At 71.2% G+C, this 26372-nt stretch carries 27 protein-coding genes, 1 tRNA gene, 1 pseudogene and 1 riboswitch; of the genes and pseudogenes, 17 read left to right on the forward strand and 12 right to left on the reverse strand.

Features of this window, described 5'->3' with window-relative positions:
- Positions 1–1437 carry a protein kinase gene (locus ACIBJE_RS19095; protein WP_396750017.1) on the forward strand — a complete coding sequence of 479 codons (1437 nt, stop codon included), beginning with the start codon at positions 1–3 and terminating at the stop codon, positions 1435–1437.
- Positions 1434–3254, forward strand: a complete 1821-nt coding sequence (gene pknB, locus ACIBJE_RS19100) for a Stk1 family PASTA domain-containing Ser/Thr kinase (protein ID WP_396750019.1) — start codon at positions 1434–1436, stop codon at positions 3252–3254. Before ACIBJE_RS19095 ends, pknB begins: the two co-directional genes overlap by 4 nt.
- Positions 3255–3312: 58 nt before the next feature.
- Here the strand turns inward: pknB and ACIBJE_RS19105 are convergent, their stop codons facing one another.
- From ACIBJE_RS19105 to ACIBJE_RS19120, 4 genes are read right to left on the reverse strand one after another with little or no spacing between them, the layout of a single operon-like run.
- Positions 3313–3963: an aminodeoxychorismate/anthranilate synthase component II gene (locus ACIBJE_RS19105; protein ID WP_396750021.1), complete on the reverse strand. Its 651-nt coding sequence runs from the start codon at positions 3961–3963 to the stop codon at positions 3313–3315.
- Between the two features lie 4 nt (positions 3964–3967).
- Entirely contained in the window at positions 3968–4255 is a 288-nt protein-coding gene (locus ACIBJE_RS19110) for a hypothetical protein (protein ID WP_396750023.1), read from the reverse strand.
- A 4-nt stretch (positions 4256–4259) separates the two neighbouring features.
- Positions 4260–5828, reverse strand: a complete 1569-nt coding sequence (locus ACIBJE_RS19115; RefSeq protein WP_396750025.1) for a class E sortase — start codon at positions 5826–5828, stop codon at positions 4260–4262.
- On the reverse strand, positions 5825–6625 hold the full coding sequence (locus tag ACIBJE_RS19120; RefSeq protein WP_396750027.1) for a DUF881 domain-containing protein: 801 nt from the start codon (positions 6623–6625) through the stop codon (positions 5825–5827). Before ACIBJE_RS19120 ends, ACIBJE_RS19115 begins: the two co-directional genes overlap by 4 nt.
- Positions 6626–6841: 216 nt before the next feature.
- Here ACIBJE_RS19120 and ACIBJE_RS19125 point away from each other — a divergent pair, with 216 nt between their 5' ends.
- Both ACIBJE_RS19125 and ACIBJE_RS19130 read left to right on the forward strand, forming a co-directional pair.
- Positions 6842–7105 carry a cell division protein CrgA gene (locus ACIBJE_RS19125; RefSeq protein ID WP_396750029.1) on the forward strand — a complete coding sequence of 88 codons (264 nt, stop codon included), beginning with the start codon at positions 6842–6844 and terminating at the stop codon, positions 7103–7105.
- Positions 7106–7449: 344 nt separating this feature from the next.
- A complete protein-coding gene (locus tag ACIBJE_RS19130; protein ID WP_396750031.1) occupies positions 7450–9645 on the forward strand; it encodes a (Fe-S)-binding protein in 2196 nt (731 codons plus the stop codon).
- A 246-nt stretch (positions 9646–9891) separates the two neighbouring features.
- On the opposite strand, the gene ACIBJE_RS19135 is transcribed toward ACIBJE_RS19130, so the two are convergent.
- Positions 9892–10566, reverse strand: coding sequence for a GPP34 family phosphoprotein (locus ACIBJE_RS19135; RefSeq protein ID WP_396750033.1), 675 nt, complete (start codon positions 10564–10566; stop codon positions 9892–9894).
- Positions 10567–10701: 135 nt separating this feature from the next.
- Here ACIBJE_RS19135 and ACIBJE_RS19140 point away from each other — a divergent pair.
- From ACIBJE_RS19140 to ACIBJE_RS19150, 3 genes and pseudogenes are all read left to right on the forward strand, one after another.
- A pseudogene (locus ACIBJE_RS19140) lies at positions 10702–11262 on the forward strand (CBS domain-containing protein); the annotation flags it as partial.
- Between the two features lie 129 nt (positions 11263–11391).
- A complete protein-coding gene (locus ACIBJE_RS19145; protein ID WP_396750035.1) occupies positions 11392–12408 on the forward strand; it encodes a C40 family peptidase in 1017 nt (338 codons plus the stop codon).
- A gap of 231 nt (positions 12409–12639) precedes the next feature.
- Positions 12640–12766: riboswitch (cyclic di-AMP (ydaO/yuaA leader) on the forward strand.
- Between the two features lie 141 nt (positions 12767–12907).
- A complete protein-coding gene (locus ACIBJE_RS19150) occupies positions 12908–13819 on the forward strand; it encodes an NlpC/P60 family protein (protein ID WP_396750037.1) in 912 nt (303 codons plus the stop codon).
- Between the two features lie 124 nt (positions 13820–13943).
- Here ACIBJE_RS19150 and dcd read toward each other — a convergent pair whose 3' ends face one another.
- Positions 13944–14522, reverse strand: coding sequence for a dCTP deaminase (gene dcd / locus ACIBJE_RS19155; protein WP_396750039.1), 579 nt, complete (start codon positions 14520–14522; stop codon positions 13944–13946).
- 95 nt (positions 14523–14617) lie between these two features.
- Between dcd and ACIBJE_RS19160 the strand changes: the two genes are divergently transcribed.
- Positions 14618–15175, forward strand: a complete 558-nt coding sequence (locus ACIBJE_RS19160) for a pyridoxamine 5'-phosphate oxidase family protein (protein ID WP_396750041.1) — start codon at positions 14618–14620, stop codon at positions 15173–15175.
- 64 nt (positions 15176–15239) lie between these two features.
- Here the strand turns inward: ACIBJE_RS19160 and ACIBJE_RS19165 are convergent, their stop codons facing one another.
- Complete coding sequence (locus tag ACIBJE_RS19165) at positions 15240–16223, reverse strand: zinc metalloprotease (RefSeq protein WP_396750043.1); 984 nt, start codon at positions 16221–16223, stop codon at positions 15240–15242.
- A gap of 277 nt (positions 16224–16500) precedes the next feature.
- On the opposite strand from ACIBJE_RS19165, the gene ACIBJE_RS19170 reads away from it, so the two are divergent.
- Positions 16501–16574 (forward strand) — tRNA-Gly (locus tag ACIBJE_RS19170).
- Between the two features lie 51 nt (positions 16575–16625).
- On the opposite strand, the gene ACIBJE_RS19175 is transcribed toward ACIBJE_RS19170, so the two are convergent.
- Entirely contained in the window at positions 16626–16844 is a 219-nt protein-coding gene (locus tag ACIBJE_RS19175; protein WP_396750045.1) for a hypothetical protein, read from the reverse strand.
- A 95-nt stretch (positions 16845–16939) separates the two neighbouring features.
- Between ACIBJE_RS19175 and ACIBJE_RS19180 the strand changes: the two genes are divergently transcribed.
- From ACIBJE_RS19180 to ACIBJE_RS19190, 3 genes are all read left to right on the forward strand, one after another.
- Positions 16940–17293, forward strand: coding sequence for a hypothetical protein (locus ACIBJE_RS19180; RefSeq protein ID WP_396750047.1), 354 nt, complete (start codon positions 16940–16942; stop codon positions 17291–17293).
- Between the two features lie 170 nt (positions 17294–17463).
- Positions 17464–17724 (forward strand): hypothetical protein, encoded by a 261-nt coding sequence (locus tag ACIBJE_RS19185; RefSeq protein ID WP_396750049.1) that lies wholly within the window; start codon positions 17464–17466, stop codon positions 17722–17724.
- A 173-nt stretch (positions 17725–17897) separates the two neighbouring features.
- Entirely contained in the window at positions 17898–18782 is an 885-nt protein-coding gene (locus ACIBJE_RS19190; RefSeq protein ID WP_396750051.1) for an LLM class flavin-dependent oxidoreductase, read from the forward strand.
- Positions 18783–18836: 54 nt separating this feature from the next.
- On the opposite strand, the gene ACIBJE_RS19195 is transcribed toward ACIBJE_RS19190, so the two are convergent.
- Both ACIBJE_RS19195 and ACIBJE_RS19200 read right to left on the reverse strand, forming a co-directional pair.
- On the reverse strand, positions 18837–19268 hold the full coding sequence (locus ACIBJE_RS19195) for an ASCH domain-containing protein (RefSeq protein WP_396750053.1): 432 nt from the start codon (positions 19266–19268) through the stop codon (positions 18837–18839).
- Positions 19269–19423: 155 nt separating this feature from the next.
- Positions 19424–19975, reverse strand: a complete 552-nt coding sequence (locus ACIBJE_RS19200) for a phosphoribosyltransferase family protein (RefSeq protein ID WP_396750055.1) — start codon at positions 19973–19975, stop codon at positions 19424–19426.
- Positions 19976–20146: 171 nt separating this feature from the next.
- On the opposite strand from ACIBJE_RS19200, the gene ACIBJE_RS19205 reads away from it, so the two are divergent.
- The 4 genes from ACIBJE_RS19205 (at position 20147) to ACIBJE_RS19220 (ending at position 24509) form a co-directional block, all read left to right on the forward strand.
- On the forward strand, positions 20147–20800 hold the full coding sequence (locus ACIBJE_RS19205) for a septal ring lytic transglycosylase RlpA family protein (protein ID WP_396750057.1): 654 nt from the start codon (positions 20147–20149) through the stop codon (positions 20798–20800).
- Between the two features lie 95 nt (positions 20801–20895).
- Positions 20896–22023, forward strand: a complete 1128-nt coding sequence (locus tag ACIBJE_RS19210) for a PP2C family protein-serine/threonine phosphatase (RefSeq protein ID WP_396750059.1) — start codon at positions 20896–20898, stop codon at positions 22021–22023.
- Positions 22024–22138: 115 nt separating this feature from the next.
- Positions 22139–23995, forward strand: a complete 1857-nt coding sequence (locus tag ACIBJE_RS19215) for an acyl-CoA dehydrogenase (RefSeq protein ID WP_396750061.1) — start codon at positions 22139–22141, stop codon at positions 23993–23995.
- Positions 23996–24239: 244 nt separating this feature from the next.
- A complete protein-coding gene (locus tag ACIBJE_RS19220) occupies positions 24240–24509 on the forward strand; it encodes a DUF6458 family protein (RefSeq protein ID WP_396750063.1) in 270 nt (89 codons plus the stop codon).
- A 69-nt stretch (positions 24510–24578) separates the two neighbouring features.
- Here ACIBJE_RS19220 and ACIBJE_RS19225 read toward each other — a convergent pair whose 3' ends face one another.
- On the reverse strand, positions 24579–25121 hold the full coding sequence (locus ACIBJE_RS19225) for a SixA phosphatase family protein (RefSeq protein ID WP_396750065.1): 543 nt from the start codon (positions 25119–25121) through the stop codon (positions 24579–24581).
- Between the two features lie 118 nt (positions 25122–25239).
- Between ACIBJE_RS19225 and ACIBJE_RS19230 the strand changes: the two genes are divergently transcribed.
- Positions 25240–25521 (forward strand): DUF6458 family protein, encoded by a 282-nt coding sequence (locus ACIBJE_RS19230; protein ID WP_396750112.1) that lies wholly within the window; start codon positions 25240–25242, stop codon positions 25519–25521.
- Positions 25522–25672: 151 nt separating this feature from the next.
- On the opposite strand, the gene ACIBJE_RS19235 is transcribed toward ACIBJE_RS19230, so the two are convergent.
- Positions 25673–26296 carry a hemolysin III family protein gene (locus tag ACIBJE_RS19235; RefSeq protein ID WP_396750114.1) on the reverse strand — a complete coding sequence of 208 codons (624 nt, stop codon included), beginning with the start codon at positions 26294–26296 and terminating at the stop codon, positions 25673–25675.
- Positions 26297–26372 lie beyond the last annotated feature (76 nt).

The raw sequence follows: 26372 nt of genomic DNA on the forward strand, positions 1-26372 counted from the left end.
ATGCTCAGCCCCGGCGTCCAGCTCGGCAACCGCTACCGTCTCGACGAGCGGATCGCCAGCGGTGGCATGGGTGACGTCTGGCGCGGCACCGACCAGGTGCTCGGCCGGGTCGTCGCGGTCAAGAGCCTGCTTCCCGCGTTGCTGGACGAGCCGGGGTTCGCCGAGCGGTTCCGCGGCGAGGCACGCACCATGGCGACCATCAACCACCCCGGCGTGGTCGACATCTACGACTTCGGCAGCGACCAGCAGATCGCCTTCCTGATCATGGAGTACGTCGAGGGGGACGCCCTCTCGGCGACCCTCAACCGGGTCGGTCGGCTCACCCCGGCCCGGACGATGGCGCTGGTGGCCCAGGCCGCGGACGCCCTGCACGCCGCGCACGGCAAGGGCATCGTGCACCGCGACGTGAAGCCCGGCAACCTGCTGGTCCGGCCGAACGGCACCCTGGTGCTGACCGACTTCGGCATCGCCCGCTCGGAACTGGTCGGCCAGCTCACCGCCGCCGGCTCGGTGCTCGGCACCGCCTCGTACATCTCCCCCGAGCAGGCAGCGGGCGCGGTGGCCACCCCGGCCTCCGACGTCTACGCCCTCGGGGTGGTCGCCTACCAGTGCCTCGCCGGTCGCCGGCCGTTCGAGGGGGACAACCCCCTGGAGATCGCGATGCGGCACGTCCGGGAGACCCCGCGTCCCCTCCCGGCGGACATCCCCCCGCCGGTCCGCGCACTCGTCGACCGGGCCATGGCCAAGGACCCGGCGGCCCGCTGGCCGAGCGCCGCCGCCCTGGCCGGCGCGGCCCGGCAGGTCAAAGCCGCCCTCGCGCACCAGAACCGACCGGGCGGCCGGGCCCGGCCCATCTCCGCCGCCCCGTCCTCGCCGGCCACCCCGCCGGCCCGGGCGCAGGTCCCGCCGCCGCAGCGGCAGCACCCCCGGCCGCCGGTACCGCCGTCGCAGGCCAGGCCGCCGGCAGTGGCGCGTCCGGCCGCCTCGGTGCCGGTGTCGCCGCCCCGCCCCGCCCCGCCGATGGTGCACCGCCCGGTCACCGCGCCGCCGGTCACCCCGTCGCATCAGCCGATGGCGGCTCCCGGCTATCCCCGGGGCGCGGCCCCCGTCCCGTCGGCTCCGCCGCGCCCGGTCGGGTACGCTCACCAACCCGGCCCATCGTTCGCGCCGGATAGCGGGCCGCGCGCCCGGACCGTTCTGGTCGTCATCGCGCTCGCCGTACTGGTTCTGATCTGTTCCGGCGTGATTTCCTACAGGTTGCAGGCCGATGATTCGACGGCCAGTTCGGCCGGCCTGCTCCGGTCACCGAACGTGATGTCCGAGGTGCCGACGGCCAGCGGAGATGACGACGGTGCCCCGTCGTCGTACCGTCGGATGGGACTGCCCGTGCCGGGTGGCGACGGGACGACGACGAGCGAAGGACGACAGACGCGATGACTGCGCAGGCCCGCCTGCTGGGTGGCAGGTACCAGGTCGGCGAGCTCCTCGGCTACGGCGGTATGGCCGAGGTACACCGCGGTCGTGACCTGCGGCTCGGCCGGGATGTCGCGATCAAGATGCTCCGCACCGACCTGGCCCGCGACGCGACCTTCCAGATGCGGTTCCGCCGGGAGGCGCAGAACGCCGCCTCGCTCAACCACCCCGCCATCGTCGCCGTGTACGACACCGGCGAGGAGACCGCCCCGACCGGCGAGACCCTGCCCTTCATCGTCATGGAGTTCGTCAACGGGCGGACCCTGAAGGAGGTGCTGGGCGCGGAGGGCCGTCTCCAGCCCCGCCGGGCCCTGGAGATCACCGCCGACATGTGCGCGGCGCTGGAGTTCAGCCACCGGCACGGGATCATCCACCGGGACATCAAGCCCGGCAACGTGATGCTCACCCTGACCGGCCAGGTCAAGGTGATGGACTTCGGCATCGCCCGGGCACTGGCCAGTGGCGCGACCACGATGACGCAGACCAGCGCCGTGATCGGCACCGCGCAGTACCTCTCCCCCGAGCAGGCCCGGGGAGAGGCGGTGGACGCCCGGTCGGACGTCTACGCCGCCGGCTGCGTCCTGTTCGAGCTGGTCTGCGGCCACCCGCCGTTCGTCGGGGACAGCCCGGTCAGCGTCGCGTACCAGCACGTCCGGGAGGCACCGCCGACGCCGAGCGACATCAACCCGGACGTCACGCCGCCGATCGACGCGATCGTGCTGAAGGCGCTGTCGAAGAACCCGCTCAACCGGTACCAGAGCGCCGGGGAGATGCGGGCCGACCTTCTCCGGGCCGCCGCGGGGCGTCCGGTGGCCGCCACGCCGGTGCTCCGCGAGGACGAGACGGCGGCGATGGGACCGGCACCCGCGGCGGCGGCCTTCCCGGCTGCGGCGACCGCCGCGCAGACCCGGCAGATTCCCGCCCGGGTCGGCGACCCGCGTCGACGTCGTGCCTCGTCGTGGGTGATCGCCATGCTCGCCGGCCTCGGCGTGCTCGCGGTGATCGCCCTGGTCGCCGGCCTGCTCCTGCTCCAGAACCGGGAGACCACCGTCCAGGTGCCCGACCTGCACGGCAAGACCCAGCAGGAGGCGACCGCCGAGCTGACCAACGCCAAGTTGCGGTCCCAGGTGGGCGAGCGGGTGCTCAGCAGCGACTGCAAGAAGGACACCGTCTTCCGGCAGGAGCCGCCGGCCGGCGAGGAGGTCGGCGAGAACGGGACGGTCACGCTGCACATCTGCGGCGGCAAGCCGGTGGTCACCATCCCGGGCAACCTGATCGGCTCCAAGTTCGAGAACGTCGAGGCGCAGCTCAAGGCGCTGAAGCTCACCGTGGAGCGCAAGGACGTCAACAGCGACGAGCCCGAGGGCCTGGTCGTCAAGCTGACCCCGGCGTCCGGGAAGCCCGTCGAGGAGGGCGGCAAGGTCGTCGTCGAGGTGTCCCGGGGCAACGTCCGCGAGGTGCCGAACGTGTTCGGCGAGAGCGAGGAGGACGCCCGGGAGGAGCTGGAGGAGGCCGGCTACCGGGTCAGCGTCCGCGACGGCGCGGAGGTGCCGGAGGACGAGGCGGGCAAGGTCACCGGCCAGAACCCGCGCGGCGGGACCTCGCTGGCCCGGGGGCAGACGGTGACCATCACGGTCAGCCGGCCGGCCCCCGAGCCGGACCCGAGTGGCACGCCCCCGGCGACGCCCGACCCGACGCCGACGCCGACCGACGGTGGTGGCGGTGGTGGCCTGCCGTTCCCGACCGCGCCGCCCCGCGACGAGGCTTCCCGCCGGGACTGACACCCACGGACCCCGCCGGTCCCGGTCGTTCCTGACGACCGATCCGGCGGGGTCTCCGTCAGGCGTTGGCGAAGGCGGCCAGGCGACGAGCGTCGACCTCGGCGGCCAGCTCGGGGGCCCGCTCCCGGGCCGCCGGGAAACCGCAGGTGGCGAGCCAGTTGGCCAGCATCAGGTGACCGCCCTCGGTGAGGACGGACTCCGGGTGGAACTGGACCCCCTCGACCGGCAGGGTGCGGTGACGCATCGCCATCACCACCCCGGAGCCGGTCCAGCCGGTCACCTCCAGCTCGTCGGGCAGGGTGTCGGGCAGCACCGCCAGCGAGTGGTAACGGGTCGCGGTGAACGGGTCGGGCAGCCCGGCCAGGACACCGGTCGAGGAGTGCCGCACCAGCGAGGTCTTGCCGTGCAACAGCTCCGGGGCGCGGGCCACGGTGGCACCGAACGCCTCGCCGATCGCCTGGTGGCCGAGGCAGACGCCGAAGATCGGCAGCTCGCCGGCGTACCGGTGGACGACGTCGAGGCAGATGCCGGCCCGGTCCGGACTGCCCGGGCCGGGGGAGAGCAGGATGCCGGCGGCGCCGACCCGGCCCACCTCGTCGACGCCGATCTCGTCGTTGCGGCGCACCTCGCAGTCCACCCCGAGCTGGCCGAGGTACTGCACGATGTTGAAGACGAACGAGTCGTAGTTGTCGATCACCAGTACGCGCATCGACTCACCTGTCGGGAGAAGGGGGCGGGGTGTTGTTCTGCTCCGTGTCGTACGGCAGGTCGTGCTCGTCGCCGGGCGGCTCGTCGCCGGGCACCCCGGAGTCTCCACCGGCCGGATCACCGGGCACCTCGGCGTCCTGGGTGACCTGCACGTCGTCGAAGGGGAGCAGCGGCTCGGCCCAGGGGAAGACGACGTACCAGAGCAGCGCGACCGTCGCCGAGGCGAGCAGCACCGAGCCGATCAGCTTGCCGGGGAGCCCGAACGGCAACCTTCGCCAGATCCACGCGTACACGACCTCAGCCCCCCAGCTCGGCCGGACGGCCCGCCGACTTGTCCTGTGAGCGTTCCATCTCCGCGTGGATGATCAGCCGCTCGTAGTTGTCGAACTTCGGGTTGCACGTGGTGAGGGTCAGCATCCGCTTGGTCGGCTTGGCCCCGGGCCGGCCGGGGACCGGTGCGACCACCTCGACCTGCGACGGCTTGACGATCCGCGACTGGGAGACGCGGTAGACGTACCATTTGTCCTTGGTCTCGACCACGATCGCGGCACCGTTGTCCAGCTCGTCCAGCCGCCAGAAAGTGGCCCGGTTGCGGTGTCCGGCGACGGAGAAGTTGCCCAGGTCACCCGGCATGGCGCTCTTCGGGTAGTGCCCCGGGGCGTACCGGATGTCCTTCTGGGTGACGCCCTCGACCACGATCCAGTTCTTGTCGAGGCTGGGGATGTAGAGCCCGGCGATCGGTTTGCCGTTCACCGGCGGCGCTGGCGTGGTGCGGGGACTCGGGGTCGCCGACGGCGCGACGGTCGGGTCGCCCTCCGGGCCCCATGACTGTTCCAGCTGCTGGCTGAGGTCGCTCTGGTGGGCGTCGACGATGGCGGACTTGCCCCACACCTCGTACCCGGCGAAGAGGAGCACCACCAGACCGAAGGTGATGAAGACCTCACCGCTGACCCGGACGCCGGTGCGCAACCGGGACCAGAGCGTGGGACGGGTCAGCTCCGAGTAGACGCTGCGGTAGCCCTCGTCGGTCTGCTCCGGGCGAAGCTGCACCACCCGTTCACCCCGGCGGGGCGGGGGTGGCGGAACGGCGTCGGAACCGGCGGTGGCCGGTCCGTCGTCGCGGGCCGGGAGACGGGGGACGGCACCCATCAGGGCCGTCGTGTCGAGAGCCGGAGCGGGTGCGTTCGAGCGGGCGACCTGCGGACCAGCGGCCCCGGGCCCTCGTTCGGGTCGCCCCGGGTGCCGGTCGTCGATCTGCCGGGTGGGGCCCAGGCCGACGGCAGGCCGCGTCGTCGGCCGTACGGCCGGGATCTGCGCGGTCGGCTCCTCGCCACGCGCACCGAGCGCCGCGACGACCACGGTCGGCCCCTCGATGTCGCCGCCCGCTCGTTGGTCGGCGACCGGCCCGGCGGGGCGGCTCGGGCCCGGACGCTGGCCTCGGCCGTGGCTGGAGACGGGGCCGTTCGGGCCCGGCCGGTGGGCGTGGCCGGGGGCGGGAAGGTCCGGACCCGGATCCGGACCCTGGCCGTGGCCCTGACCGTGGCCGTGGCTGGGCGCGGGGCCGGGGGCGGCGGAACGGATGTTGCCCCGACCGGCCGCGGCCGGTGGTCCGGTCGGCTGCGGCGAGCGGGGCGGGGAGGTCGGCGGTGCCCACGGCGGCGGCACCGGCGCCGGTGCGGACCGGGGCGGGGCGGCCGGCGGCGCGCCGGCCGCCGGCGGGGGACCGGGCCGCGGCGGCACCGGGTCCGGCCAGCGTGCGGTGTCGGACCGGTCCACCCGGGGGATCACCGCAGTGGGTTCCTCCGGGTGACCGGCGTGGTGCCACCCCTGACGGTTCTCTCGGCGGTCGTCGGGTGCCCCGGTCACCGGGGCACCTTCGCCGAGCGGAGCGCTGTCGAACCCTCGAACGCCGGCACACCGACCGTGGAGACGGTCTCGCGGTAGCCGAGCTGGTAGTGGTCGACCGCGTCCTTGAACAACCGGACTCCCTCGGAGGCGGCGAGGGCCTGCTGGAGGGCAGCGGGGTCGCCGATCGCTACGATCTTGAATGGAGGGGAGTACACCCGGCCGTGCAGCAGCAGGGTGTTACCCACGCAGCGTACCGCGCTGGTGCTCAGAACGCGGACGTTCATGATTGACATGGCCTCCGCTCCCCCTGCCCAGAGCGCGTTCACGACCGCCTGGACGTCCCCCTGGTGGACGACCAGGTCGTCGTTCCTGGCCCCTTCGGGCAGGCTCTCGAGCCGCCGGGCGTCATCGAGCTCGACGGTCACCCCGGAGCCGGTGAGCGCGGTGAACCCGGCGGACTGCCGGCTGGCCGCCGCCCGGCCACGTTCCGCGGCGATCGGCTGGTCGGTGTCGGCGAGCGCCTCGGTCTGCCGCTCCACGTCCGCCCGGAGCCTCGCCGCGTCCGCCTCCCGCTCCGCCACCCGCTGCCGGGTGTCGTCGATGAGCTGGGTGAGCTGGGGCCGGCGGTCCTCGCGGAGGGCGGTGCCCCCGGCCGTGGTGGCGGTGGTCGTGAACAGCAGCCCGGCGGCGGCGGCGATCAGCGGTACGCCGAGCGACCACCCCGGGCGTCGCTGGCGCGGTCGTCGGGGCAGCAGTCCGGCTACTGCCCGCCGGAGCACCTTCTGCCAGGACGCCGCGCCGGATGTGTACTCCACCGAGCGCTCCTTTCCCTGGTGTCACCCGTCAGAACGGGTTCGGCACCCGACCAGTTCCGCTCTTTTCGGTCACTACCCGCATTCGATTGACCCCGTTCATGGCCTGAACGGGTCTCTCGGACTACGCTAGCTGTCGAAACATTATTGGCCATGGACCGTCGCCCTCGCGCCCGGTTGTCAGGCCGGACGAGGTCGTATCCCCTCTTGGAGAGCGTCGTGCCCAAGTCACAGGTCCGCAAGAAGAAGGTGTACACGCCGCCGACGGACGTGCGTCCGACGGCGACGGCGGCGACGCGCAAGCCCAGCCCGGTCTGGCTGCCGATCCTGGCGGTCGCGCTGATCGTCTTCGGCATCGGTTGGCTGGTGGTCTACTACCTCTCCGAGCAGGCCTACCCGGTCGCCGCGTGGGGCTACTGGAACTTGGCGGTCGGCTTCGGCGCCATGGTGGCCTCGCTGGTCGTGCTCTCCCGCTGGCGCTGAGCGCCGACGGTCGTCCGTCCTTCCGGTCCGGCCCCCGACGTGTCGGTGTGGCCGGGCCGTGTCGTGCCCTGGTCGAGGTCCGCCGCGTGGGTGTCACCACGCGGAACCCCTGATCGGCGCAGATCGGCCAACCCTTCTAAGGTGTCGGCAGGGCGGCGTGGCCAGATGCGAGGTTCCTCACGTTACTACTGGGTAACCTTGCGCGTAGGCTGCACTGCATGACCGAGCGGAGCGAGGTCATCGGCCGGTCAGGTCCGAAGGTCGCGGTGGTCAGCCGGCGGCGCGACGACCCGATGCCGGTCGCCGAACCGCTCGCCAGGCAGTAGACCGGGGAGGCCAACGCTATGGGCAGCGTCCAGCTCGTCACGACGATCCTCGCCGCCGCCGTCACCGCACTGGCGGTGTGGCTGGCCGTGCAGGCCGTGCTGCGGATCGTGGCAGTCGTCCGGCTCGGGCAGCCGGACCCGGCGCGGTCCGGGGACACGCTCACCCGGACGAGGACGATGCTGGCCGAGACGGCCGGGCACACCCGCATGCTGCGCTGGAGCGTGGTGGGTGCCGCGCACTGGTTCGTGATGGTCGCCTTCGTCGTGCTGTCGCTGCTGGTCCTCGAGGCGTACTTCGAGGTGGTCTCGCCCACCGGTGGCCTGCCGCTGATCGGTGGCTGGGCGGCCTACGGTCTGGTCACCGAGTTGATCGGCATCCTCGGTGTGGTCGGCATCGTGGTGCTGATCGCCATCCGGATCCGCAACCGGCCCGGCCGGCCGGGCGGGCGTTCCCGGTTCACCGGCTCGACCATGTGGCAGGGCTACTTCGTCGAGGCGGTGGTCCTTGCCGTCCTGATCATGGGCTTCCTGATTCGCGGCTTCAAGGTCGCCACCGACCACTTCGAGTACCCGACCTGGGCCACCCCGGTCAGCCACGCGGTCGGCGCGGTGCTGCCGAACTGGGAGGACGGGGTCAGCGTCGCCGCCCTCATCAAGATCATGATTTCGATGACCTGGCTCATCGTGATCGCGCTGAACGTGACCATGGGCGTGGCCTGGCACCGCTTCCTGGCCTTCTTCAACATCTTCTTCAAGCGTGACCCGGGCCGGGCCGGCTCCGGCCTCGGCCCGCTCCGGCCCATGATGAGCAACGGCAAGCCGCTGGACTTCGAGGAGGCCGACCCCGAGTCGGACCAGTTCGGGGTGGCCCAGGTCGAGCAGTTCACCTGGAAGGGTCTGCTCGACTTCAGCACCTGCACCGAGTGCGGTCGCTGCCAGTCGCAGTGCCCGGCCTGGAACACCGGCAAGCCCCTCTCGCCGAAGCTGCTCGTGCTCAGCCTGCGCGACCACGCGTACGCCAAGGCCCCGTACCTGCTGGCCGGAGGCGGCAAGGACCTCACCGGCGAGGAGAAGGCGACCGCGGCCCAGCTCGCCCACGTGGACGTCCTCGCCCTCGCCGAGGCGGAGAAGCCGCTGATCGGCGGGGCCGAGGAAGGCGGGGTCATCGACCCGGACGTGCTCTGGTCCTGCACCACCTGCGGGGCCTGCGTCGAGCAGTGCCCGGTCGACATCGAGCACGTCGACCACATCGTCGACATGCGGCGCTACCAGGTGCTGATCGAGTCGAGCTTCCCCTCCGAGGCCGGCGTGATGCTGCGTAACCTGGAGAACAAGGGCAACCCGTGGGGCGCCCCGCAGAACACCCGGGAGGACTGGACCAAGGGCCTCGACTTCGAGGTGCCCCGGGTCGGCGAGGTGGAGGACTTCGAGTACCTCTTCTGGGTCGGCTGCGCCGGGGCGTTCGAGGACCGGGCCAAGAAGACCACCCGGGCCGTCGCCACGCTGCTGCACGAGGCCGGCGTCTCCTTCGCCATCCTCGGCGAGGGCGAAACCTGCACCGGCGACCCGGCCCGCCGGATCGGCAACGAGTTCGTCTTCCAGATGCTCGCCCAGCAGAACGTGGAGACCCTGAACGAGGCGTTCGAGGGCCGGGAGAAGGCCAAGCGCAAGATCGTCGCGACCTGCCCGCACTGCTTCAACACCCTCGGCAACGAGTACGGCCAGCTCGGTGGCGAGTTCGAGGTGGTGCACCACACCCAACTCCTGGCCCACCTGGTCTCCACCGGCAGGCTCACCCCGGTCCAGCCCGTCGACGGCGGGGTCACCTACCACGACCCCTGCTACCTCGGCCGGCACAACCGGATCTTCGCCCCGCCGCGCGAGGTGCTCGGCTCCTCCGTGAAGGAGACCGTCACCGAGATGCCGCGCAACAGCGAGCGCTCCTTCTGCTGCGGTGCCGGCGGCGCCCGGATGTGGATGGAGGAGCGGATCGGCAAGCGGATCAACGTGGACCGCGTCGAGGAGGCGATGTCCACCGGCGCGAAGACCATCGCGGTCGGCTGCCCGTTCTGCTCGACGATGCTGAACGACGGGGTCAACGGCAAGGGGGCCGGGGAGCAGGTCGAGGTCGTCGACGTCGCCAGCGTGCTGCTCCGCTCGGTGAAGCCGGCGCAGGAGCGCGGCGGCCAGCAGGCCGAGCCGGTCGCCGGCTGAGCCGGCCCCGCCGGCTCGCGCTCAACTGGCGGGCCCGGGGCTCACGCCGGACGACTCACCCCTACGACGCTGTGGAGCTGCCCCGTCTCTGCTACCGCGACACCGGTGGCACAGACGGGGCAGCTCCACAGGTACGACGGGGCAGCTCCACAGGTACCTCGTGGTGACCCCAGGGCACGTGGCGAGGCTCGGCCGAGGCGCGCGACGGTACGCGCGCTGTCGTGCGCCGTACGGTCGACTGGGGTGTCAGGAGGCCGTGGTGGTGGAGACGACCGCCGCGGTCGCGGTGGCCGCGATCAGCGCGGCCTGGGTCTCCTCGATGGCCCGTCTGGTCGCGGCGGAGGCCCAGCTGCCCTCGCCGATCTCCTTCAGCCGTCGCTTGACCTGCTCCTTCGGCAGGTCCCGGAAGAGCTTCCGGTCCAGGCCCACCGCCCGGGTGAGACTGACCAGCGCCGCCGTCCGCGCCGGCACCGGCCCGTCGGTCGCCACCGCGACGTGCATCCGCTGCCGGGCCGAGGCTTCCGCCGCCGGCTCGGCCCCCGTGCCGGACGGGAATCGGGTGCGCGGGAAGAGCCCCAGCACCCGGCCCGCCTCGCGGCGCAGCACCCCGGCCCCGACCAGCTCGTCGAGGACCGGCCCGCGTAGGTCGCCACCCAGCCGGGTGATCCAGTCCTTCGGCCGCCGCCGTTTCGCCTCGGCACCGAGGCGGGTGAGCGCCGCGTCCAGCACCGGCTGTCCGACCGGCGTCGGGTCGGTCACCACCACCCGGTCGTCGACCACCTCGACCCGGCCGGCGAGGGCCAGTTCGAGCAGCGCCGCCCCGGCGAGGCCGTAGTCGAGGTTCGGGGTCCCCAGCCGGTTGACGCCCTCGTCGTCGTACGCGAGCAGAGCCAGTTCGTGCGCGAGGGGCAGATCGGACATGGCTCGACGGTAACTCGAAGCCACGAGCCGGGCAGCTCGCGTACTCGTCCGGTAGCAATCAGTCATGGGAGAATCTGGCCGAGGTGAGACGGTCATCGACGGACTGGTGCTGACCACGTTGTTGCCCCTGCTCGGCTTCCTGTCTGGCGGATCGAGGCGGCGGACGCGGTGAAGACCGTCTTCACCGCCGAGGAACTGACCGGCCTGGTGTCGCAGGCCCGCACCGAGGGGTTGCTGGGCTCCACGGCACACGCCCGGATCACCGGGGCGCTCGCGCTGCACACCCGCACCGCCGCTGACGCGTTGCAGCCCTGGTCCACGGTGACCACCGTGGCCGACGACGTCTCACCGGCCTCTCTGGAGGTGCTGGCGACCCGTACCGGACGGTCGCGCTTCCCGGTGGTGCAGCGCTCCACCCGTCGGGTGCTCGGCTTCGTGCACGTCAAGGACGTGCTCGGGTACGTCGGCCCGAGCCGTCGGGCCGCGGTGCCGGCCGAGGTGTACCGGCCGTTGGCCGTGGTGCCGCCGGACCGTACCCTGGCCGACCTGCTGCTCTCGATGCGCCGTGAGCGACGGCACATGGTGCTGGTCACCGACGGACGCAGACCGCTCGGCGTGGTGACCCTCGACGATGTCCTGACCGCCATCGTCGGCGGCGTCGGCACGGTGGGTGTTCGCAGGGGTGCCGGAGCGTGATACGAGACCCCCTCGCCTTGATATCGCCCCGTTGCTTCCCTAATGTTGGGCACCGGCCGCTGTGGATCGTCTGCCCCGCCATCCTCTCCCTCGCGGGGCGCCCGGTGGTCTGGTCGCCAAAGGAGTTCGGTGCCGGTGGCAACCCTGCCCCCTCAGCGTCACGCACCGGATCGGCTCCCCACTCGTCCGGGTGGGCTGCGCCGGTTCGTTCGCACCCTGGTCACCCTGTCCGCCGCCGCCGTGGTCGGTGTCGGCCTGCTCGCTGCTCCCGCGCATGCCGCGCCCACTCCCGAGGAGATCGAGGCGCAGATCGACAAGCAGTGGAGGCAGTTGGAGCCCACGATCGAGAAGTACAACGAGGTTCGCGTCAGGCTCAAGGCCAACCAGAAGAAGGCCGCTGATCTGGAGAAGAAGATCCAGCCGCTCGCGTTGCAGAGCGACATGGCCATGAACCGGATCGGTGCCCTGGCCTCCCGGCACTACATGACCGGCCCGTCGCAGGAGATCGGCGCTCTGCTGGTCAGCGCCAAGCCGGGCACCCTGGCCGAGCAGATGGGCATGCTCGACCGGCTCGCCGCCCACCAGCGTCAGCAACTCCAGGGCGTGGTGGCGATCCGGACAAGGTACGAGGCCGAGAAGCAGAAGCTCGACACCCTCATCGCTACCCAGGTCCAGCAGCAGAAGGACCTGGCGGCCAAGAAGGCCAAGATCGACGCCGAGATCAAGCGGCTGCGGGCGTCCATGCCGAAGACTGCGGTCAGCGCCCCCGGCTGCCCGCTCATCAAGGGCGTGATCAGCAGCGACGCCAACACCGCCATCAGAACCGCCTGCGCGCAGGTCGGCGACCCGTACGTCTTCGGCGCCACCGGGCCAAACGCCTTCGACTGCTCGGGGTTGACCCAGTATGCCTACAAAGCCGCGGGCATCCACCTGACCCACTTCACCGGTGATCAGTGGAAGGAGACCAAGGAGATCAGCCGCTCCGAGGCCCGCCCTGGTGACCTGGTCTTCTTCTTCAGCGACCTGAGCCACGTCGGGCTCTACCTGGGCAACGGCATCATGGTGCACGCCCCCCGGGCCGGTAAGCCGGTGCAGGTGGCCAGCATCAACCACATGCCGGTCGCGGGCTTCCGCCGCCCCTACTGACCGATCCTGACGAAGGGTCCCCGGCCAGCGGCCGGGGACCCTTCGTGCTGGGCCAACGAACGGCGCCCACAGTGGTTACTGTCGGGAATCAGCAGGTGGCACTACCGCGAACCGTGTTGCGGATCGACGACGGTCGTCTCTAACCTCGGCACTTGCCGAGCCGGTGACAGGCCGCCAGTCGGAGGCGGCAACGGTTCGGCACCGCCGAGTCGCCCGACGCACGTCGCCACAGGAGAAACCACACCAGAGCGAGCCGGGGAACCACCAGCACCATCGGGGTGAATCCGTACCACGGTAGGGCGCTCCCTTCCCGCCCGAACCCGTCAGCTAACCCGGTAGGCGGTCAACGGAAGAAGGAGTAAGAAGCCCGGTGGCACACCATGCCCCGCGGCCACCGTCCGTCCGGGCGGCCCCGGCTGCCCGGACGACGGCTGCGCCGCGTCCATGCTGGTCCCGCTTCACCAACGCCGTCACCGTCCTCGTCGGAGCCGCTGTCCTCGTGACGGGCGGCGCCGGCGCGGCCCACGCCGAACCCTCGGTCGCCGAGATCGAACGCCAGATCGACCGGGAGTGGAACACCCTCGAACCGGTCATCGAACAGCACAACGCCACCCGGCAGGCGCTCGCCGCCAAAAAGCGGCAGGCGGCGGCACTCGCCGACCGGATCGAGCCGCTGCGCCGCCAGGTCGACCAGGCGATGCGCAAGGTCGGCGGACTCGCGGTACGGGCGTACAAGGGGGAGAACGCCTCCGCCCTCAACGCCATGCTCGCCAACCCGTCGCCGGCCACCGTCGTCCACCAACTCGAACTACTCGACCAGTTCGCCCGTCGGCAGCAGACCGACATCCGGCACGTGGTCGAACTGCGGGACCAGCTCAGCGCCCGCAAGGCCCCGCTGGACCGGCTGGTCACGCAGCTCAGCCAGGCCGAACGCCAGCTGGACGGGAAACGTCGGCAGATCGACGCCGCCATCACCCGCCTGCAGAAGATGCGCCTGGAGGCGTACGGCAACGGCGCTGGCACCAGCCTGCGCCCCGCCCCCTGCCCGGCCGTCTACCCGGGCGGTGCCGCCGGACGGGCCGTCACGTTCGCCTGCGCGCAGATCGGCAAGCCCTACGTCTGGGGAGCCGAGGGGCCGAACGCGTACGACTGCTCCGGGCTCACCCTCGCCGCCTGGGCCCGGGCCGGGGTCGCCCTGCCGCACAACGCCGCCCAGCAGCGGCGGGTGACCGCCCGGGTGGGCCGGAGCGAGCTACGTCCCGGCGACCTCGTCTTCTACTACTCGGATCTGCACCACGTCGGCATGTACGTCGGCAACGGCTGGCTGGTGCACGCCTCCCGGGCCGGCGCGCCGGTGAAGATGAAGCGGGCCGACGACGGCCCGGTGCACAGCTACGGCCGCCCCGGCTGAGGTGGTAGCAGGGGTCCCCTGTTACCGCTTTTTGCGTAGCAGGGGACCCTGCAGGCACCTGGCGAAGCGGAGCGCGCCGCACCATCACCCGTAGAACGAGGGGTGGTGGTGGATGTGGGGAGGGTCAGCGGGTGGGCCAGGTGCGCCAGTTCCGCCAGGCCCGGCTCGGGGTGGGGCCGCGCTGCCCCTGGTAGCGGGAGCCGTAGACGGCGGAGCCGTACGGATGCTCGGCCGGCGAGGAGAGCCGGAAGATGCAGAGCTGACCGATCTTCATGCCGGGCCAGAGCGTGATCGGCAGGTTGGCCACGTTGGAGAGTTCCAGCGTCACGTGGCCGGAGAACCCGGGGTCGATGAAGCCGGCGGTCGAGTGGGTGAGCAGGCCGAGCCGGCCCAGGCTCGACTTGCCCTCCAGGCGGCCCGCGAGTTGGTCGCCGAGCGAGATGACCTCCAGCGTGGAGGCGAGCACGAACTCCCCGGGGTGCAGCACGAAGGGTTCCCCCTCGGGCACCTCCACCAGCGAGGTGAGGTCGTCCTGCTGCAACGCCGGGTCGATGTGCGTGTAGAGGTGGTTGTTGAAGACCCGGAAGAGCCGGTCCAGGCGCACGTCGATGCTGGAGGGCTGCACCAGACTCGCGTCGAACGGTTCCAGTGCCAGCGTGCCAGCCTTGATCTCGCTGACGAGGTCCCGGTCGGAGAGCAGCATCGCACCACCATATCCAGTGCCGTAGCCCCCGCGATCCGGCGGGTGACCAGCGCGTCGGAGTGCTCTTTCGTACGGGTGTTCGATAGGATGTCGGCATGGCTTCCTGGTCCGAGTTCGCCGCCGACGAGCCCCGCCTCGCCGACGCGATCCGCCTTCTCATGCAGCAGTACGGCCCGGGCTTCGGCTACCTGGCCACGGTCCGGGCAGACGGTGGCCCCCGGGTCCATCCGGTCTCCCCGGTCATCACCGACGAAGGGCTATTCTGCTTCGTCATCGACTCGCCCAAGCGCCGCGACCTGGAACGCGACGGGCGGTACGCGCTGCACTCGTTCCCGCCGGAGGAGAGCGACGACGAGGCGTACGTGGCCGGGCACGCGCATCCGGTCACCGACCAGGTCCGGGTGGCCCGGCTGGCGGAGTGCTTCCGGGCCGAGCCCCGGGCGGACTGGCGGTTGTTCGAGTTCACCGTCGACGTGGCGATGCTCTCCCGGCGCGACCATGTCGCGCCGGGAGCTCCCGGCGTGGGGCTGGGCGGTCCGGCGGTGCAGGTCTGGCTGGACCCGCGGGCGAGCGACTCACCGACGGCCGGTCAGCCGTCCGTACCAGGGCCACGGGCCAGGCGACGACGGGCCACGCACCGGGCTGCGGCCTGAGTCCCGGAAACGCCGATGCCGGCTCCGTGGGACGGAGCCGGCATCGGACGGTACGTCAGGGATGTCAGGCGGCGCGGTAGGCGTTCCACGCGGTGAGCATGCGGCTGGCCTGCCCCGGGGTGAACTGGTACATGCACGAGTCGTACGTGTAGTCCATGAAGTTGGTGATCGGGTCCAGGCCGGCGGCGGCGCAGGTGTCCCGGCCGGTCGGGCACTCGAACGCCGGCTCGGCCTCCGCCGGGGTGTCCGAGACGCTGTCGCCGGAGTTGGAGCAGCCGCCCTGGAAGGTGTGGTACAGGTTCAGCCAGTGACCGACCTCGTGGGTGCCGGTGTCACCCTGGTTGTAGTTGGTGGCCGTGCCGCCCGGCAGCGACTCGCTCAGCACGACGACGCCGTCCATCTTGTTGAGTCGACGGGTCGGGAAGGTCGCCCAGCCGAGCAGGTCGTCGCTCAGCTCGCCGAAGTAGATGTTGAGGGTGTCCTTGCCGCCCTCGCGGAGCGAGGTCTTCATCGAGCGCTCAGCCGAGGAGCCCTGCACGATCGGGTACCACGCCGGGTTGACGACCCGGTTGACCTCCTGCAGTTCGAAGGCGAACGCGGTGGCCGTGCCGCCGGTCGCGCCGCTGAAGGACTGGTTCAGCACGCTGATCTGCGAGTTGATCATCGAGTCCGGGATGTTGCCCCCGGCCCGGGTGCTGTCCCGCTGGATCACGTGCACCACGACCGGGATCGTGATTGAGGCGTTCGCCGTCGGGCCCTGCTTGAGGTCGGTCCGCTTGGCCCGCGCGGCCAGCACGGCGGCCAGGTCCGCCTCGCGCTCACGGACCTGCTGGGGGGTCAGCTCGTTCGGCTCGTGCTTGGCGATGCCACCGACCTTGACCTTCGAGTGGGCATGGGTGTCGGCTGGCTCGACGCAGGCCTCGTCCGCGTGGTCCGCATGGGCCGCCGCAGGAGCGACACCGATCGCCGCCGTGCTGAGCAGCAGTGCGAGGGTCGTGGTGGCGACACCGGCCACACGCCGGGTCAACAGATTGGGACGAAGGCCCATGTGTCCACCTCTTTCTGCCCGGCGTGACGGGAGGTGTGTCACACCGCGGCTGAGAACGTTGGGCAGAGGCTACAGCCCATCAACACATTTGAAAATGGGCATGTGTCGCCGCGCGGTCACGTCTTGCCACGTCCGGTCGATGAAGCTCGGAAGCCGACTTCCGCCGCCCGTCCCAAGCCGAACGAGGTGGGAGCGCGGCTCTCCCCGGCGGCGCGGGCGGCCAGGAAGGGGTACCTTGGTGCGGACGGCGAGCCGCTCAGGTACAGTGGTGCCGCCTGCGGGTGTAGTTCAATGGCAGAACATCAGCTTCCCAAGCTGACAGTGCGGGTTCGATTCCCGTCACCCGCTCCACCACGAAGGCCCTGGTCAGGACGCAAGTCCCGAGCCGGGGCCTTCGATGTTTCAATGGGCAACGATCATGCCCACGGTGCTGCTGTGCGATTCCAGGTCGGTGCGGCGCATGGCGAGGAGGCGGACGCAGACGCCGTGCTCAGCGGCGATCTCCTTGAGCGCGTCGACCGAGCGGAAAAGCGCCACGCGGGCCGCTCGCGACCACGGCGAGGAGCAGCAGTCGGGGTGAGGGGCGACCGGTTCGAGACCGGGCAGGGTCGGAGCTCTCATCGGCCCACCGCCAAGCGGTGCGGAATGCGGTGGTGCCGTTGGTCGATCCGTCAGTACCGTTCGGCCTCATCCGGATTCCGAGTGGCGAGGTCGACATGAGTAGCGGTGACGGTACGACGGTGCTGTGGCGTCCGACCGGGCCGGAAGAACTGGCCCTCGTCCGTGAGTCGGGCTGGCGTCGCTGGCCCCCGCGCCTGCCGGACCAGCCGATCTTCTACCCGGTCCTGAACGAGGACTACGCGATCATGATTGCCCGGGACTGGAACGTACCGGCGTCCGGTGCCGGCTACGTCACCCGCTTCCGCGTGGACACGGAGTTCGCGGGCCGCTACCCGGTCCAGCAGGCCGGCGGGAAGACCATCCTCGAACTGTGGGTTCCGGCCGAGGAACTGGACGAGTTCAACGCGCACATCGTGGGCCTGATCGAGGTCGTCCACGAGTTCCACTAGGCCAGCCGCAAGACGTGCCATCGGAAGATCCTCACGAGGGGCGGACGGGATGGGTGCACCACACGCGGCGGCAGCAGCTCCGGGGCAAGGATTCCGTGCGGGGGAAGCGACCACCGCACTCCTGCTCAAAGCCCCACCGCCCGACTACGCGATCCGCCCTGGCCCCGGGCATGGTGTGGCGGCTGTACCACCGGGGCGAGTTGGTTGGCGAGATCGACGAGCAGAGCCGTGACTTCCCGTGGACGTACGGCAGGTTCCGTCCGCTGCCAGGGTTCGCGCCGCTACGTCCGCTCTTCGCCGCGTGGAACGCCGCCGTCGACGCGGAGGACGACGAGGCCATGGACCGGGCCTACGATGCCGTACGGGCCGCCGTCACGATGAGCCACCCGGACGGCCGCCAGGTGGCCGAGTTCCTGCTGACACGCCGATGACCGCCGCCGAGATCGTCGACCGCGCGTTTGCCCACCAGCCGATCGAGATGGCGTCCGCCCCCTGGACCGAAACCGCAGTCGCCTGCCGGCGGCTCGACACGGGCGAGTAGGCGGGCGTCGTACTTTCGGGGGTGCCAGGCGGCGGATCGGTCGAAATTCGCAGGCCGTAGGGTGTGATCATGCGCATCGGCATCGTCATCCTCCCGGACCAGCGTTGGTCCGAGGCGCAGCGGCGCTGGCGGCAGGCCGAGGACTGGGGTTTCGACCACGCCTGGACGTACGACCACCTGGGCTGGCGTGACCTCGTGGACGGGCCCTGGTTCGATTCGATGTCGACGCTGACCGCCGCCGCGTTGGTGACTTCCCGGATCCGACTCGGCACCCTGGTCGCCTCCCCCAACTTCCGGCATCCGGCGGCTTTCGCCCGGCAGGTGACCACTCTGGACGACATCTCCGGTGGGCGGCTGCTGCTGGGTATCGGTGCGGGGGGCATCGGATTCGACGCCACCGTGCTCGGCGGGGATACCCTGCCGCCCCGACGCCGGGTGGACCGGTTCGGCGAGTTCACCGAACTGCTCGACCTGGTGCTCCGACAGGACGGCGTGACCTGGCGCGGCGAATGGTTCTCGGCCGTGGACGCCCGGAACAATCCCGGCTGCGTCCAGATGCCGAGAGTGCCGTTCGTGGTCGCCGCCAACGGTCCCCGCTCGATGCGGCTGGTCGCCCGCTTCGGCCAGGGCTGGGTCACCACCGGCACCGGCGGGGACGACCTGGAGAGCTGGTGGGAGTCGGTGGCAGCGCTCGCCGCCCGGCTTGACGCCACCCTCGACGAGGCCGGACGTGATCCGGCCACCCTCGATCGTTACCTGTCGCTGGACGCCGCCCCGGTCTTCTCGTTGACCAGCGCGGACTTCTTCGCCGACGCGGTCGCGCGGGCCGCCCGGCTCGGGTTCACCGACGTGGTGACCCACTGGCCGCGACTCAGCAGCTGGTACGCCGGGGACGAGAACGTTCTCGCCGAGGTCGCGGAGCGCCTGCCCGAGCTGCGCCGCATCTGAGTCGTCGGCCGAGAGGCCGTCAGGTCCTGACCGTGCCGTGGGGCGCGGACCGACTCAGGTGCCCAGGTCGCCGGTGGTGGTGCCACCCGCCCCGGCCGACTCGAGTCGCAGGCGGACGCAGACGACGGGCGTGTCGTCGGTGACCGTGCTTCCCTCGGCGGCCCAGAAGTTGCGGTGACCGGTTCGCCACTCGTCGAGGTCCCGGTCCCCCTCCCCCTCCGAGCGGGCGAAGTCCCAGGTGACGTCTGCGAAACGGACCACCTCGACGGCGGTGACCTCGACGATGCCGATCGGCGCGTCGTGGTCGTCGACCAGCGCCAGCCGTTCGCCGACCTGCTCCAGTTCCTCGCCCTCCGTGGCGTACTCGCTGAGCAGCCCGGTCGTCGCGGTCTTCGCCCCGGACAGCACGAGCGTGTTCAACCTGGTCCGCATCCGGCCGGGCGTGCCGAGAGCGAGGGTGCGCAGGTCACCGATCCGTGGCCACATTCAGCCGAGGCTACCCGACCCCTGTCCGACCGTCGCCGGAGTTCTGGCCGGCTGCGGGCGGGCAGGCCGCGCGGAGGGTCGACTGCCGGGGTCGGGGGTCCGAGGCGTTCCGGTCAGGGGCCGGGGCGTTTCGGTAAGGGTGCGAGGCGGTCCGGTCAGGGTTCGAGGCGGTCGGCGTCGAGCAGGGCCCGGACGCGAAGTTCGGTGCTGACCTGCGGTGGGCAGTCGGCGACGACCACGGTGGTCCCGACCGGTTCCGCGCCCCGAGCCGCGCAGAGCTGGTAGAGCGCCCGGACCTGCGCGCCGGTGGCGAGCCAGTCGTCGACCACCAGCACCCGGTCGCCCGGCCCGAGATGCCGGTCGCGGACACCGAGGGTGACCCGGCGTCCCCGGAAGTCGGGCGTGCTCTGCGCCCAGGTGGTCGGTCCGGGCGGCTGGCGTCCGTCTCCGGGCTTCTGCGCCGGAACGAAACCCACCCCGAGGGCGGTCGCGGCGAGCGGACCGAGGAGCAGGCCGGTGACGGCGGGCGAGATCACGATGGTGGGCGCGGTGGCGCGGAACGGTGCCACCAGCGCCGGACCGATCTCGGCGAGCACGTACGGGTCGCGCCACCAGCCGGAGACGTCGCTGACCAGATGACTGCTCTCCGGGCCGGGGTCCGACCAGCGGAACAACTCGACGAGGCGCTGACTCAGCTCGGTGGACACCCCTCCATCCTGCTCGTCCGTCGCCAGGGCCCGGCAGTGTGACCCCGCCTCGGATGATCGGCTACACGTACGCCCACAAATCACAACATATACCCATGATCAGGTTGACTTCGGAAGTGCTTCTCTCGTTACGGTCCGAGCCGGTTTGCAGGTAACTGGAAGGACGGGCCGATGGCCGGCAGGCACGCTCGGAATCGAATGTTCTCCTCACCCGCCGGGATCGCGGCCTCCGCCGCCGTCGCGGTCGCGGTGGCCGTCGGTGGCACCGTCGGCGCTGTGCACCTGACCTCGGCGGAACCGGACGCCGTTCGGCCGGCACCGGTGGTCCCGACCTCGGCTCCGCCGTCACCGGAGAACCCCGTGCCATCCCCGTCGTCGGCCAGCCCCTCCCCGGAGGGCAGCGGGTCGCCGAGCGCCACCCCGGCGCCCACCCGTTCGACGGCCGCCTCCCGGGGCAAGCCGCGGACCCGGGTGACCTCGACGCCGTCGAAGCGGGCCACCACGAAGCCCGCCACGCCGAAGCGGACCGCTCCGACGGTGGTCGGGAGCGGCACGTGCGGTGCGTCGTTCTACGCCGAGGGGCAGTTGACCGCGAACGGCGAGACCTTCGACCCGTCGGCGATGACCGCCGCGCACAAGACGCTGCCGTTCGGCACCCGGGTACGGGTGACCAACCCCGCCACCGGAGCATCGGTGACCGTGCGGATCAACGACCGGGGACCGTTCATCGACGGTCGTTGCATCGATCTGTCCCGGGCGGCGTTCGGCGCGATCGCCTCGCTCGACCTCGGCCACCTCACCGTCTCCTACGAGGTGCTCGGCTGAGCCGGGTCGCGCATTGGCTGTTCAGAGAGGTCCGGCCGGTCAGAACCGGCTCGGACGACGGGTCAACGTCATGCGCTGATCAACCTCCATAGGGCATGCTGTGCAGCGTACGCACGCATCCCCTGCAGCGGTTCCGTAGTCCGCTGAGCCCCGGATCCCGCGCCGGTCTCGGCGCGGCCCTCGTCCTGCTCGGTTTCATCTCCGCGGTCGAGGCGGCCGACGGCAGCGGAGCCCACTATCTGGGCCTGATGGCCGCCGCGCCGGTGCTCGCCGCGGTCTTCGCCACCTGGCGGGTGGTGCTCGGGGCCGGCGCGGCGGCCACGCTCGCGGCGGTGGCGTTCGCGCTTTCCGAGCCGGGAGTCTCGCTGGACACCGCGGCCAGCGTCGCCGCGATCGCGGTGGTGACGGCGCTCGTGGCGGTGGTGGCCGGGATGCGGCAGCGGCAGACCGAGCAGATCGCCGAGTTGTCGAAGCTGGCCTCGGTCGCCCAGCAGGCAGTGCTGCGTCCGCTCGGCCCGCAGGTCGGGACGCTGGCCGTGGCGGCCCGCTACATCTCCTCCACGGCCACCGCCGAGATCGGTGGCGACCTGTACGAGGCGATCGACACCCCGTACGGCGTGCGCATGATCATCGGTGACGTGCGCGGCAAGGGCCTGGACGCGGTCCGGCTGGCCAGTATCGTGCTCGGCTCGTACCGGCACGTGGTCCACGAGCGCGCCGACCTGCGAACCGTCGTGTCCGACCTGGACCGAGCGGTGGCGCGCAGCGTCGGCGACGAGGATTTCGTGACCGCCGCCCTGGTCGAGGAACGGGGCGGGACGCTCACCATCGTCAACTGCGGGCACCCGCCGCCGCTGCTGCTGCGCCGGGGTTGCGTGATTCCGCTCGAACCGCCCGCCCCCGCGCCCCCGCTCGGCTTCATGCCCGTGGTGCAGCCCCGGGTGGAACGGCTGGAGCCGGGTGACCGGCTGCTGCTCTTCACCGACGGCCTCGGCGAGGCTCGCCGGGACGGCGAGTTCTTCCCCACCGCCGACCGGGCCTGGCGGCTGCTCGGCCACGGCACGGTCGCCGACGGGCTGGCCTCGCTGGAGACCGCCCTGGTCGAGTGGGTGTACGGCCGGCTCGACGACGACATCGCCCTGGTCCTGATGGAGTACGCGGGCCCGCGCAGTGACGCGACGGCGGCCGTACCGAGTTGGGAGGTGGGCGCCACCGAGGGCTGAATGCCCGGTGTGTGTCCGCTGTCACTTTCATCAGTGGCTTGTCGCTGCCTACCCGCGAGTAATACAGTCGGGGTTACTGATCGGTAACACCTGTCCGGAAGCGGGGCCAGTGATCATGACCCACTACAAGAGCAACCTGCGGGATCTCGAATTCAACCTGTTCGAGGTCTTCGGGGCGGACCAGGCGTTCAGCCAGGAGCCGTTCTCGGAGCTGGATGTCGACACGGCGCGTGACATTCTCGCCGAGGTCGACCGTCTCGCCCGCGAGGATCTGGCTGCCAGCTACACCGACAGTGACCGCAACCCGCCGGTCTTCGACCCGGCCACCCACACCGCGCCTCTGCCCGAGTCGTTCAAGAAGTCGTACCAGGCGTTCATGGACTCCGAGTTCTGGCGGCTGGAGCTTCCGGCGGAGCTGGACGGCAGCAACGCGCCGCGGGCGCTCGTGTGGTCCCTCGCCGAGTTGGTCCTCGGTGCCAACGCCGCAGTCTGGATGTACGCCTCCGGGCCGTCCTTCGCGCACGTCCTGCACGTCGAGGGCACCGAGCGGCAGAAGAAGTGGGCCAGGCTCTTCGCCGACAAGCGGTGGGGCTCGACGATGGTGCTCACCGAGCCGGACGCCGGTTCGGACGTGGGCGCCGGCCGGGCCCGCGCCATCCCGCAGCCGGACGGCACCTGGCACATCGAGGGCGTCAAGCGCTTCATCACCTCGGCCGAACACGACCTGAGCGACAACATCATCCACTACGTGCTGGCCCGGCCGGTGGGTGTCGAGGGCGTCGGCGGCCCGGGCACCAAGGGCCTCTCCCTCTTCGTGGTGCCCCAGTACCACTTCGACGAGGAGACCGGCGAACTGGGCGAGCGCAACGGTGTCTTCGCCACCAACGTCGAGCACAAGATGGGTCTGAAGGTCTCGAACACCTGCGAGGTGACCTTCGGCGAGCACGGGATCCCGGCCCGGGGCTGGCTGCTGGGTGAGAAGCACGACGGCATCCGGCAGATGTTCATGATCATCGAGAACGCCCGGATGATGGTCGGCACCAAGGCCATCGCCACCCTCTCCACCGGTTACCTGAACGCCCTGGAGTACGCCAAGAGTCGGGTGCAGGGTGCCGACCTGCTCCAGATGGCCGACAAGACCGCGCCGCGGGTCACCATCACCCGGCACCCGGACGTCCGCCGTTCGCTGATGCTCCAGAAGGCGTACGCCGAGGGCCTGCGCGCCCTGGTCTGCTACACCGCCTCCTGGCAGGACAAGGTGTCCATCGCCGAGGCGGCCGGCGACGAGGCGGCGACGGAGACCGCGAAGCGGGTCAACGACCTGCTCCTGCCGTTGGTCAAGGGAGTCGGCTCGGAGCGGGCGTACGAGCTGCTCGGACACGAGTCGTTGCAGACCTTCGGCGGCTCCGGCTTCCTCCAGGACTACCCCCTGGAGCAGTACGTCCGGGACTCCAAGATCGATACCCTCTACGAGGGCACCACCGCCATCCAGAGCCTCGATCTCTTCTTCCGGAAGATCGTCCGGGACAACGGCAAGGCGCTGCTGACCGTCTCGGCCGAGATCCAGGAGTTCATCGCCAGCGAGGGCGGCAACGGCCAGCTCAAGGAGGAGCGTCTGGCGCTCGGCAAGGCACTCGCCGAGGTGCAGAACATCCTCGGCGTGCTGACCGGCTGGCTGGGCGAGGCGCAGGCCGGTGAGCCCCGCGCCCTGTACAAGGTGGGTCTCAGTAGCCGTCGGCTGCTGCTGGCGCTCGGCGACGTGGTGGTCGGCTGGCTGCTCCAGCGGCAGGCGGACGTGGCACTGCGTGCCCTGAACGGCGAGGTCTCCGCCACCGACCGGGCGTTCTACACCGGGAAGGTCGCTGCGGCGAAGTTCTTCGCCCGTGAGGTGCTGCCCCGTATCGGGGCCGATCGGCGGATCATCGAGAACACCGACCTCGACCTGATGGACCTCCCGGAGGAAGCCTTCTGACCTCGATGTCCTGATTCCCCCCTCGACGGCCGGCGCGCCCCCCGCGCCGGCCGTCGCCTTTCCCGCTCCGCTCCGGGGCGCCGCGACAGTGGGTGGCTGACCGGCCGCAGGGCCACCTCCCAGCACGACCGCTCCCGGATGGGGTAGGGGCCGTCACCGTGGGTATGCGTGCCGGACCGTCGTCGGAGGTACGCGACGGTGTCCGGCAAGGCCCAGAGCCACCGCACGGGGGAGTGCAGCGCACATGGGCGTTGGTAGCGGCATCTTTCTCATCGCACTGGGAGCGATCCTGACGTTCGCCGTACGCGCCAACGTCTGGTGGGTCGACCTGCGCGCCGTCGGTTGGGTGTTCATCCTCGCCGGCCTCGCCGTCCTGCTCACCACGCTCTGGTTCTGGCAGGACCGCCGGAAGCGGGCCCGGACCCTCATCGTGGAGGAGAACCGGCTGTCCCATCCGACCGCGATGATGCCGCCGCCTCCCGATCCGCCGCCGCCGACAGCGCCACCCTCCTAGGGCGACCGCCGGTGCCGGGAACCACGCCGGCAGAGATTCCCCGGCGGGATGCCGTGCCGCCGCCCGTGCTCAGGCGCGGGCGGTGTGTCGTGCGGTGACCGGTGCGGGCGTGGTGCCGAGGTCGGCCCAGGCCCCGGTCACCCGGTGCACCACGACACCGCTGGTCCGCAGTCCCTCCCGGTCGGCACCGATCCGGTCGAGGGCGATCGACACCAGGGAGATGCCGGGGTTGTGGGCGACCAGCAGGACGGTGCCGGCGTCGGGCTCGACGGCTCGCAGCAGGTCCAGCAGGTCGGCGGCCTCCGCCGCGTACACGGCCGACTCGTAGCGGACCAGGGGCGTCGGTCCGTTTCCCGCCGGCCCGTCGGCCATCCCGCTCCCCGCCATTCCGTTCTCTGCCGCCTGCCAGGTCTGCCGGGTACGTCGCGCGGGCGAGCAGACCACCACGTCGGGCCGGAAGCCGTGCCGGGCCAGCCACGCGCCGGCTGCGGCGGCGTCGGCCTGTCCGCGTCCCGTCAACGCCCGTTCCCGGTCGTCGGTGCCCTCCGGGCGTTCCGCCTTCCCGTGCCGGAGCAGCACGAGTGTGTGTCCGGTGGCCCTACCCTCCGTCATGGTGCCAGCTTGCCTGATTGGCGATCTTCGCGCTCGGGTAAGTCGATGTGTGCCGCAACCTCATCCAGTGGCCGCGGCGGTAACGGAACGCCAGCTGAACGCCAAGGAGGGCGACACGATGGGCATCGGCAGCAGTATCTTCCTCATCGCGCTGGGCGCGATCCTCGCATTCGCGGTCGACGCCAACCTGGGTTGGCTCAGCCTGAACACCGTCGGCTGGGTGCTGATGCTCGCCGGCCTGGTCGGCCTGATCATGACCGCCTACTTCTGGAACACCCGCCGTCGGACCGTCGTGGCCGCGCCGCGCGAGCGCGTCGTGCAGGAGCGGGTGGTGCCGGTGCGGGACGACCGCGTGGTCCAGGAGTACCGCGAGGTGCGCCGCCCCGGTCACCAGGTCTGAACCCGCCCACTCAGTGCACCCGGGGCTCCGCGGCACGTCGCGGAGCCCCGGAAGCACGTGGGGTGGGGTGGGGCGAGGTGGTTGCAGGGGACCCCTGCTCGGCAAAAAGCGGTAACAGGGGACCCCTGCTACCACCTCAGCTGCTACCACCTCAGGCGAACAGGGCGAAGTAGATCGCGATGTGGTGACAGATCGCCGCCACCAGCGTGCAGGCGTGGAAGAACTCGTGGTGCCCGAAGACCGTCGGCCACGGGTCGGGTCGGCGCAGCGCGTAGAAGACCGCGCCGACGCTGTAGATCGCTCCACCGACGGCCAGCAGCACCAGGGCGGCGACCCCGCCTCCGTGCAGGATGTCCGGCAGGATGGCCAACGAGACCCAGCCGAGCGCCAGGTACAGCGGGGCGGAGACCCAGCGCGGCGCGTGCGGCCAGACCACCTTGACCGCCACCCCGCCCAGGGCGCCGCCCCAGACCAGGGCGAGCATGGTCGTCGCCGCGCGGTCGTCCAGCAGCAGCAGGCAGAACGGCGTGTACGTGCCGGCGATGAACACGAAGATCATCGAGTGGTCCATCCGGCGCATGATCTGGAAGCCCCGCTCCGACCAGACCCGCCGGTGGTAGAGCGCGCTGGTGCCGAAGAGCCCGCACACGGTGAGGCTGTAGACCAGGCAGCTCACCAGCGGTGCCCAGCCCGGCCGGGTGGCCGCGATCGAGCAAAGCACGATGCCGCACACCAGTGCGACGAAGAACGCGTACGTGTGCAACCAGCCGCGCATCCGCGGTTTGCCGATGTCGACCGGCCTGAGCCGTACCTTGGTCGGAGTGGTCACGCCCTTAGGTTACGGCACCGTA

Origin of the sequence: Micromonospora sp. NPDC050187 (assembly GCF_044459745.1) — a bacterium.
In the GTDB taxonomy this organism is placed as follows: domain Bacteria; phylum Actinomycetota; class Actinomycetes; order Mycobacteriales; family Micromonosporaceae; genus Micromonospora.

What these genes read in the sequence shown, in the direction of transcription:
- ACIBJE_RS19095 (WP_396750017.1), top strand. Translation starts at nt 1, where the DNA reads ATGCTCAGCCCCGGCGTCCAGCTCGGCAACCGCTACCGTCTCGACGAG.
- pknB (WP_396750019.1), top strand. Translation starts at nt 1,434, where the DNA reads ATGACTGCGCAGGCCCGCCTGCTGGGTGGCAGGTACCAGGTCGGCGAG.
- ACIBJE_RS19105 (WP_396750021.1), bottom strand. Translation starts at nt 3,963, where the DNA reads ATGCGCGTACTGGTGATCGACAACTACGACTCGTTCGTCTTCAACATC.
- ACIBJE_RS19130 (WP_396750031.1), top strand. Translation starts at nt 7,450, where the DNA reads ATGGGCAGCGTCCAGCTCGTCACGACGATCCTCGCCGCCGCCGTCACC.
- ACIBJE_RS19135 (WP_396750033.1), bottom strand. Translation starts at nt 10,566, where the DNA reads ATGTCCGATCTGCCCCTCGCGCACGAACTGGCTCTGCTCGCGTACGAC.
- dcd (WP_396750039.1), bottom strand. Translation starts at nt 14,522, where the DNA reads ATGCTGCTCTCCGACCGGGACCTCGTCAGCGAGATCAAGGCTGGCACG.
- ACIBJE_RS19160 (WP_396750041.1), top strand. Translation starts at nt 14,618, where the DNA reads ATGGCTTCCTGGTCCGAGTTCGCCGCCGACGAGCCCCGCCTCGCCGAC.
- ACIBJE_RS19165 (WP_396750043.1), bottom strand. Translation starts at nt 16,223, where the DNA reads ATGGGCCTTCGTCCCAATCTGTTGACCCGGCGTGTGGCCGGTGTCGCC.
- ACIBJE_RS19175 (WP_396750045.1), bottom strand. Translation starts at nt 16,844, where the DNA reads ATGAGAGCTCCGACCCTGCCCGGTCTCGAACCGGTCGCCCCTCACCCC.
- ACIBJE_RS19180 (WP_396750047.1), top strand. Translation starts at nt 16,940, where the DNA reads ATGAGTAGCGGTGACGGTACGACGGTGCTGTGGCGTCCGACCGGGCCG.
- ACIBJE_RS19185 (WP_396750049.1), top strand. Translation starts at nt 17,464, where the DNA reads ATGGTGTGGCGGCTGTACCACCGGGGCGAGTTGGTTGGCGAGATCGAC.
- ACIBJE_RS19195 (WP_396750053.1), bottom strand. Translation starts at nt 19,268, where the DNA reads ATGTGGCCACGGATCGGTGACCTGCGCACCCTCGCTCTCGGCACGCCC.
- ACIBJE_RS19205 (WP_396750057.1), top strand. Translation starts at nt 20,147, where the DNA reads ATGGCCGGCAGGCACGCTCGGAATCGAATGTTCTCCTCACCCGCCGGG.
- ACIBJE_RS19210 (WP_396750059.1), top strand. Translation starts at nt 20,896, where the DNA reads ATGCTGTGCAGCGTACGCACGCATCCCCTGCAGCGGTTCCGTAGTCCG.
- ACIBJE_RS19215 (WP_396750061.1), top strand. Translation starts at nt 22,139, where the DNA reads ATGACCCACTACAAGAGCAACCTGCGGGATCTCGAATTCAACCTGTTC.
- ACIBJE_RS19220 (WP_396750063.1), top strand. Translation starts at nt 24,240, where the DNA reads ATGGGCGTTGGTAGCGGCATCTTTCTCATCGCACTGGGAGCGATCCTG.
- ACIBJE_RS19225 (WP_396750065.1), bottom strand. Translation starts at nt 25,121, where the DNA reads ATGACGGAGGGTAGGGCCACCGGACACACACTCGTGCTGCTCCGGCAC.
- ACIBJE_RS19230 (WP_396750112.1), top strand. Translation starts at nt 25,240, where the DNA reads ATGGGCATCGGCAGCAGTATCTTCCTCATCGCGCTGGGCGCGATCCTC.
- ACIBJE_RS19235 (WP_396750114.1), bottom strand. Translation starts at nt 26,296, where the DNA reads ATGCGCGGCTGGTTGCACACGTACGCGTTCTTCGTCGCACTGGTGTGC.